Here is an 8,197-nt window from a genome sequence, read left to right as displayed (position 1 = left end):
ATCTTTTCCCTTTCCTCCTGGGTGCGGTAGACCTGAGCGATGAAATTCTCTTCCGAAAGGACACGCTCGTTCAGCGACCAGGTATCCTCGGCCATGCCCAGGGTGGCGAAGGAACCCAGCAGTTTGGCCAGGTAGACCGAGAACATTTTTGGATGCGAAACGGGCATGGACGGTTTTTCGGGGTCGATATTGATGGGTGACAGATACAGTTTCAGCGGCTGCACATCTTCCAGCACCCACTGGGCGATGCCGGCCACGCCGATCAGGCCGGCCTTGAATTCCAGCTTGATCCACGGCGACAGCTCGTTCTGGCACAACCGGATCCGCTCCTTGCCGACGGCGATCTCGGCGCTGCGCTTTTCGCGGTCCAGGGCGAGGGTGAAGGGGATCTCCAAGGGCGGGTTGCCCTTGAGAAAAGGATGGCCCGGCCCCTTGATCCGGCCGCCGAAGCGGTTTTCTCCCAGCGGCTGCAGGGTCTCGAAAACGCCGTCGGAAATGTCGAAGTCGGCGCCCTTGTCTTCGGCATAGAAGCTGAAACTGCCCTGGGTGCCGCGCAGATCGGGCGTGCCCAGCCCCGACAGCATGGATCCGTAGAATTTCTCGGGCGGAAAGGTGAAGGGCATGCGCAGCACCGAGGCATAGATGCCCTTGCTGCTGACGATCTTCCAGAAGCTCTGGCTCTTGCGCTTCAGCTCGATCTTGGGGCTGGCGAGCGGGATCAGCCAGCGGCCGAACCGCAGGTTGCGGCGGGGAGGGATGATGTCGGAGCCGGCCATCTTGGGCATGTACGTGTTGCGGTCATTGGTCAGAAAATCGAAAATGTTGTGCTTGCCGGGGTTGACGCCGGTGGTGAACGTCGACCAGGCGACAGGCGAAATCGGCGGTTCGGTGCTCCACAGCGGCGAGAAGGTGCCCTCCTTGGCCAGTTTCTCGAAATGGGGAAACGAGTATCCCTGCTGGCGAAACTGATTGTACAGACGGTGGTCCATGCCGTCGAAGCCGATCACCAGCACCCGCTTGAACTTGGCCTTTTTCAAGTTCCGCATCCGCTTGAAAAATCGCAGCAGGGCGCGGAGCGGGAAGGTCAGAAAATTGAAGATGGCCAGGATGAAGGCCGCGAAAATGAAAAAAAACGAACCGACGAAGGCGAAACCCGCCCCCGGGCCGACATAGCTGAACAGGGGCAGGGACGACAGGATGAGCAACAGGAGAAAATGCCGTGTTTTCTTCATGGGCAATTTTAACATAGTTCGCGCTCGGCACAAAGCGCCGGCGCCTTAAATAAAGTTAAAAATGTAATTTTTTCTATTGATTTTTCGCGCAAAAGCGTTATAATAAAAATTACTCATTTCGTCGGCAAACGAGGGCCATATGAAAATTCTGGTTATCAACAGCGGCAGTTCTTCGATCAAATTCCAGTTGATTACCGGGGCGAGAAAAAAACGGTCGTCGAGCACGACATCGCCAATCATGAAGAAGGCATCAACTTCATCGTCGATTACCTGACCGCCCCCGAGACCGGGGTCATCAAGGATAAAAAGGAAATATTCGCCGTCGGCCACCGCGTGGTTCATGCCGGAGAAAAGTTCAACGGCACCGTGCCGATCACCGCGGCGGTGCTTGATGCCCTGAAGGAATGCATTCCCCTGGCCCCGTTGCACAACCCGCCCAATATCATCGGCATCGAGGCCTGCCAGAAGATCCTGCCCGGCATTCCCATGGCCGGCACCTTCGATACCGCCTTTCACCAGACCATGCCCGAAAAGGCCTACATCTACCCCATCCCCTACGAATACTATCGCAGCGCCAAGATCAGGCGCTACGGCTTTCACGGCACCTCGCATTTCTACGTGGCCAAGCAGGGCGCCAAGGCCCTCGGCAAAAAGCTGTCGGAATTGAAGATCATCACCTGCCATCTGGGTAACGGCTCCTCCATGGCGGCGATCCAGAACGGCGTTTCCGTCGATACGACCATGGGCTTCACCCCGCTGGAGGGATTGGTGATGGGCACCCGCTGCGGCGACATCGACCCGGCCATCCCGATGTACCTGCAGCGCAGCGCCGGCCTGACCTTCGAGCAGGTGGACGCCTTGCTCAACCGCAAGAGCGACATGCTGGGCATTTCCGAGGTTTCCTCGGACATGCGCGACATCAACCAGAAAGCCGAGGAGGGCCATCACCAGGCCCAACTGGCACTGGAAATTTTCGCCTACCGCATTAAAAAATACATCGGCGCCTACATCGCCGCCATGAACGGGGTCGACCTGATCATCTTTACCGCCGGCATCGGCGAACGGGGTTGCCTGGAAAGGCAGATGATTTTGGAAGACATGGAGTATCTCGGCATCATTTTCGACGGCGAGGCAAACCAGAACGCGTTCGGGAAATTCGGCGTTATCTCCTCCCCGAAATCCAAGGTCTGCGTGCAGGTGGTTCCGACCAACGAGGAGCTTGAAATCGCCGAACAGACCTTGAAAGTCATCACCGGAAATCACACTTAAGCTGGGCGGTCCCCTGGGGGTGCGCTCCTGACGTCGAGCTTAGCGTCGCGACGGGACGAAGCGGGGCGAAACGCCACACGTTTGCCTGCAGCGGTATATATTGCTATAATCAATTCAATGAGAAAGTTCCTGTTCGTCGCTTTTCTGGTATTGCTGCTGCAGGCTCCGCATGCGTCCAAAGCCTCCGCCTATGGGCAGAATGCCGCCCAGTCAACTCTCTCCAAGACCGCGGCTCCCGAAAAGGCGGATCGTTTCAGCGACAGTGACGATGACATTTTTTCCACTACCTACGAACGGGAATTGCTTTCACGCCGGATGTTCAAAAAGTCCCTGCCGCCGCTGTCCAGAAAGGAAAAGGTCAGCTGGTCCTTCAGGACCGCCAGGGCCAATACTTTTTTATGATCAAAAAGTATCCCTGGCATTTCATTTTTGCCGTTTTCATCCTCATCAGCCTGGCCAACATCTTTCAAAAGCTCAAATGGAGCTCCACCTCCGACTATATCGTCTGGGAGAACTCGGAGAAAGGAGTGGTCTGCGTCTCGGCCGCGTCGAACAGCCCGGTCAAACCCGGCGATATCCTCCTGGCCGTCAACAAATACACCATCTCCAATAAAATCGACCTGCTGCGCTCGCTGGAGAATAAGAACTACTGCCGCTACGAGATCGAAAGCCAGGGCCGCAGATATTTTTTATCCTCAGTCTCACCCTGGCCGGGTTCCTGATCTTTTCCCCCACGGGGGACTATGGGCCGCTCGATTTCGTTTTTTTGGTCCTGGACACGGTCTGCTACATTTTTTTCCCGGCCGTGCTGCTGCAGTACGCGCTGCAGTATCCGCTGCGGAACAAGATCTTTAAAAAGTTCAGCACGCGCTTCCGCTACCTGATCATCTACCTGCCGCCGCTGAGCATCCTGCTGCTGAATTTTTATTATGTCCTGCAAAATATTTTTCCCGCCGATCCGGAAATCCTGACGACGGTCATCAACCATTTCCGCGTCATTACCCAGAAGTACTTCGCCGTTTACCTGTTCCTGGCCTGGGGAGCGATGATCGCCTCCTCGCTGAACCTGATCGTCAAGAAAAGGCAGAAACGCTATCTGTTCCCGCTGATCGGCATCTCGCTGAGTTTCGTCTCGCTGCTGCTGCTCACGTTCCTGCCCCAACAGTCCCCCTTCCAGATCGCCCCGATCACCTACCTAAGCATGGTCTTCCTGCCCTTCCTGCCCCTGAGCCTGGTCTACTATCTGACGCAGAAGCGGGTAACCGACATCGAGAATACCATCAAGAAGACCCTCTCCATCTCCTCGCTGTTCATTTTCATCTTCGGCGCCTACCTTTTCCTGGGCTTGAACATCGAGCAGAACAAGCTGCTGGGCATCTTCTGGTCTATCGCCGCCATCCTGATGGCAGGGCTTCTGTTTAAGCCGCTGGAAAGCACCATCCAGAGATTTTTTGAGAAAGTGTTCTACCGCGAAACCTTCAATTTCAAGCGCAAGCTGAAGGAACTCGAATCCTCGATCAGCAGCCAGCGCGACTTGAGCTCGCTGTCGGTCAGTTTTCTGGAGATAATTACCCGCGGCTTTCAGCTGCAGAACGGCGCCCTACTGATCCACTACAAGAGCAACCTGTTCTATTCGCTGCCCGAGCGGACGCGCCTCTTTTTGAGCCGCCCTTTCCGCGACGCCGTGAGCAGCCAAGAGAGCGTCATTTTTCTTTCCGAGCAGGAGTTCCGCACCAAGTTCCCCCACGACCAGGCGGCGCTGCAGCAGAACAAGTTCTTCCAGTTCCTGCCCCTGAAGATCAGCGACCGGCTGATCGGCATCGTGGCCATGGGCCGGAAGACCAACGGCACGTACCTGACCGTCGAGGACCTGGAGCTGATGTCCAGCATCTCCGCCCCGCTGGCCCTGTCGCTGGAGAACGCTTTCCTGTATAACCGCCTGGAAACCCAGCTGAGCGAGTTGAACCTGCTGAAGGAATTCAACGAGAACATCATCGAAAACATCAACCTCGGCATCATGGTCGTCTCCAGGCTGAACCAGGTGCAGACCTGGAATTCGTTCATGGAAGACCGCCTGCAGATCAAGCGCCAGAAAGCCCTGCATAAAAAAGCCGCCCAGGTCCTGGGCGAAGAGCTGTGGAAACAGATCCATACCGGATGGAGCGGGACCCATACCTTGCGCAACATCAAGGTGGCCACCCCGGATGGCGATTCCATATACGATGTCTACATCTCGCCGCTGAAAAACGAGAGCAACAGCATCGCCGGCCGCATATTCGTCTTCGAGGACGTCACCGAGAAGATCAACATCCAGAATCAGCTGATCACGTCTGAAAAAATGGCTTCGGTGGGTTTGCTGGCGGCTGGCATCGCCCACGAGATCAACACCCCCCTGACCGGCATTTCCTCCTACTGCCAGTTCCTGCTCGACAGTCCTGCCGACGCGGACAACCGCGAGCTGATCACGAAAATGAACGACCAGGTCCTGCGCGCCAACAAGATCATCCGCACGCTGCTGGACTTCTCGCGCCAGAAAGGCCAGCAGCCGCTGCCAGTCAACCTGAACAAGGTGATCGAGGAAAGCCTGGCCCTGGTCGAACACAAGATGAAAAAGAAAAACATCGTCTTCAAGAAGGAGTATCATTTCCAAAACAATTTTTTCGGCTTTTCGACCCGGTTGCAGCAGTTGTTCATCAACCTCTTTATCAACGCCATCGACGCCATCGACCCCCACAGCGGCCAGGGGCAGATATCGATTCAGGGCAAGGAGAGCGGCGAGGGGGTCAGCATCTGGTTCAAGGACAACGGCCGCGGCATCAAGGAGGACCTGCTGGAAAAGATATTCGACCCGTTCTTCACCACCAAGGAGATTGGCCAAGGCACCGGCTTGGGGCTGGCTATCGTCTACAGTATCGTCAAGGAACATTATGGAAACATCGAGGCCCACAGCAAGGTTGACCGGGGCACCACCTTCGTTATCACATTTCCCCTGCCGAATCCCTTAAGGAGCATGAGTTTATGAAAAGGAAAACCATCCACCTGGTCGACGACGAGAGCGTCATCCACGATATTTTCAGAAAAATGTTCCAGGAAAAGGAGTACGAGTTGCGCATCTCCGAGAACAAGTCCCAAGCCAAGACCAACCACGGCAGCGACGTGGACGTGGTCATCATGGACCAGATGATCCCGGGCAGCTCGGGATTGGAGATATTCAAGGAACTAAAAAAGGACGACCCCGGCATCCAGGCCATCTTCCTGACCGCCTTCGGAACCATCGAGGCGGCGATCGAGGCCATCAAGCATGGCGCGGTGGATTACCTGCAAAAGCCGTTCAACAACATCGAGCTGAAGCACAAGGTGGACCGCGTCATCAAGGAAAAAAAGCTGAACCGGGAAAATATCCAACTGAAAAAAACGCTCGGCGACCGGTTCTCATTCGAAAACATCATCGGCCGCAGCCCGCTGCTCAAAAAAACGCTCGGCATCGTCGAGAGCGTGGCCGATTCCAACTCCACCGTCCTGATCACCGGCGAGAGCGGCACCGGTAAGGAGCTGATCGCCAAGGCAATCCACTCCAACTCCAACCGCAAGAACATGCCTTTTTCGCCGTTCAATTCGAGCAACATCCCTGCCGCCCTTTTCGAAAGCCTGCTCTTCGGCTATAAAAGGGGGGCCTACACCGGCGCCAACAGCGACAAGAAAGGCATCTTCGAGGAAGCGGACGGCGGCACCATCTTTTTCGACGAGATCGCCAACCTGACCCCGGAAACCCAGGCCAAGATCCTGCGCGTCCTGCAGGAAAAGGAGATCCAGCCCCTGGGCGGCAACCAGATCAAAAAGGTGGACGTGCGCATCCTGGCCGCCACCAATATCGACCTGATGAGCAAGGTTAAAAGCGGCGAATTCCGCGATGACCTTTACTACCGGTTGAACATCATCGACATCCATCTGCCCCCCTTGCGCGAACGCAAGGAGGACATCCCCATCCTGGCCGATTCCTTCCTTAAAAGGTACTGCCGCGAAAACAAGAAGACCATCAAGGGCATGAACGAGAAATTTTTGAAGCTACTGATTGAGTACAATTGGCCCGGCAACATCCGCGAGCTGCAAAACGCGATGCTGCGGGCCGTTCTGCTCGCCAGCGGCGACACGCTGACCCCAGCCGCTCTGCCGCAGGAGATCCTGGGCTACAAGCATCAGCCGCAGCGGCTCGAGAAGGGCGGTTTCAACTCCCGGGTGGACGCCTTCAAACGGCAGGTGATCATCGAGACCCTCGAGGAGAACAGCTGGATCCAGAAGAAAGCCGCCGAAGAGCTGCAGCTGAAACCGTCCACGCTCTACGAACTGATCAAGAGACTGGGGATCCAAAAATGAAAGAGATGAAGCTGCAAAAATACCTGCAAGATTGCGGTCTGGCCAGCCGCCGCGAGATCCGCCAGTGGATCCACGAGGGCAAGTTCAAGGTCAATCACCGCAGCGTGGCCGATCCCAATTTCATGATCCGGGTTCCGGGCGACCAGATTCATCTCGGCCACAAAATGCTGAAGCTCAAGCTGCAGCCCAAGAGTTATTTCATCTTCAACAAGCCGGTGGGCATCGTCTCCACCCTGTCCGATCCGCAAGGACGCCCCACCATCCGCACGTTCATCAGCCGCATTCGCGAGCGGGTCTACCCGATCGGCCGGCTCGACTACAATTCCGACGGTCTCATCCTGCTGACCAACGATGGCGACCTGGCCAATTTCATCATCTCGGCCAAGAACCAGGTGCCCAAAACTTACTTGTTGAAAATCAAAGGGGATTTAAGCGAAACGACGCAAAAAAGATTGGAGAAGGGGGTATTCCTGGAGGGAGAACGGCTCAATCCCTTCGTCATCGAGCCGGTGAAAATGACCAGTTCCGGAAATTCCTGGCTGAAGGTGACGATCACCGAGGGCAAGAAGCACATCCTGCGCGACGCCTTCAAATATTCGGGCCACCCGGTGGAGAAGCTCAGGCGCATCGCCATCGGCAACATCAAGCTGAAAAACCTGCCGCTGGGTGAATGGCGGGAACTGAAGGATTACGAGATCGCCGCTTTCAAGAAAGAATATCAATTCCCGGAATAGAACAGATAGGGTCGACGGGGGGCATAATAAAAATCAGCGGTGGGGGGAGCGCAACGGAACCACGTCCAGTGCGACACCTCGCCAGGTACTTATTTGCTGCTTAAAATAGCCTGTTTAAGCAAGGGCAGAAGCTCACGATAGCTGGCTAAAAAATTACTATCATCACAGTGTTTAGATGCTCTGGCCCTCATGAAGAGTTCATTCCGAAGATCCGTCAAGGATTCTCTTTTCCGTGCCCGGGCATTTTCCGCAGCCGCTTCAAATGACCCGAACAATTCATAACCGTCAAAGCTCATAGCGAACTCAAAAACTGCGCATTCGTCAGTTGGCTCAGGCAAATGTTCGAGAGATAGAGCTGAATTCGGTATCAGATTTTTCATTTTCTGACTTCAGCCAACTATAATTAGACAAAATATACTTTTTAACAACATTGTGATTATATATTAATTTAGGTAATTGTAAAAGATTTTGCACCAATTTAAGATGGTGCGATGGACATAAGAAGCTTTGAAAAGCTTGTCAGGACTGAAAACACGGCCAAGCGTTATTTTAAAAAACTGGTGTGGAAAAACTACCATGTTTTCTGCA

General features: G+C 54.9%; 7 protein-coding genes and 1 pseudogene. 6 read left to right on the top strand and 2 right to left on the bottom strand.

Annotated elements, in window-relative coordinates:
- Positions 1 to 1,232: alkaline phosphatase family protein (locus NTW95_01860; protein ID MCX6556169.1), on the bottom strand; the 1,232-nt coding region annotated here is incomplete at its 3' end.
- A gap of 139 nt (positions 1,233 to 1,371) precedes the next feature.
- On the opposite strand from NTW95_01860, the pseudogene NTW95_01855 reads away from it, so the two are divergent.
- From NTW95_01855 to NTW95_01830, 6 genes and pseudogenes are all read left to right on the top strand, one after another.
- Positions 1,372 to 2,501: pseudogene (locus NTW95_01855) on the top strand (acetate kinase).
- Between the two features lie 117 nt (positions 2,502 to 2,618).
- On the top strand, positions 2,619 to 2,903 hold the full coding sequence (locus NTW95_01850; protein ID MCX6556168.1) for a hypothetical protein: 285 nt from the start codon (positions 2,619 to 2,621) through the stop codon (positions 2,901 to 2,903).
- Positions 2,900 to 3,223 carry a hypothetical protein gene (locus tag NTW95_01845; protein ID MCX6556167.1) on the top strand — a complete coding sequence of 108 codons (324 nt, stop codon included), beginning with the start codon at positions 2,900 to 2,902 and terminating at the stop codon, positions 3,221 to 3,223. Before NTW95_01850 ends, NTW95_01845 begins: the two co-directional genes overlap by 4 nt.
- Positions 3,224 to 3,267: 44 nt before the next feature.
- On the top strand, positions 3,268 to 5,523 hold the full coding sequence (locus tag NTW95_01840; GenBank protein MCX6556166.1) for an ATP-binding protein: 2,256 nt from the start codon (positions 3,268 to 3,270) through the stop codon (positions 5,521 to 5,523).
- A complete protein-coding gene (locus tag NTW95_01835; protein ID MCX6556165.1) occupies positions 5,520 to 6,875 on the top strand; it encodes a sigma-54 dependent transcriptional regulator in 1,356 nt (451 codons plus the stop codon). The genes NTW95_01840 and NTW95_01835 overlap by 4 nt, the downstream gene beginning before the upstream one ends.
- Entirely contained in the window at positions 6,872 to 7,609 is a 738-nt protein-coding gene (locus NTW95_01830) for a pseudouridine synthase (protein MCX6556164.1), read from the top strand. The genes NTW95_01835 and NTW95_01830 overlap by 4 nt, the downstream gene beginning before the upstream one ends.
- Before the next feature lie 89 nt (positions 7,610 to 7,698).
- Here NTW95_01830 and NTW95_01825 read toward each other — a convergent pair whose 3' ends face one another.
- Positions 7,699 to 7,989, bottom strand: coding sequence for a hypothetical protein (locus NTW95_01825; GenBank protein ID MCX6556163.1), 291 nt, complete (start codon positions 7,987 to 7,989; stop codon positions 7,699 to 7,701).
- Positions 7,990 to 8,197: the final 208 nt, after the last annotated feature.

The organism is Candidatus Aminicenantes bacterium, assembly GCA_026393795.1.
In the GTDB taxonomy this organism is placed as follows: domain Bacteria; phylum Acidobacteriota; class Aminicenantia; order UBA2199; family UBA2199; genus UBA2199.
This window is presented reverse-complemented; position numbering and strand designations above follow the sequence as displayed.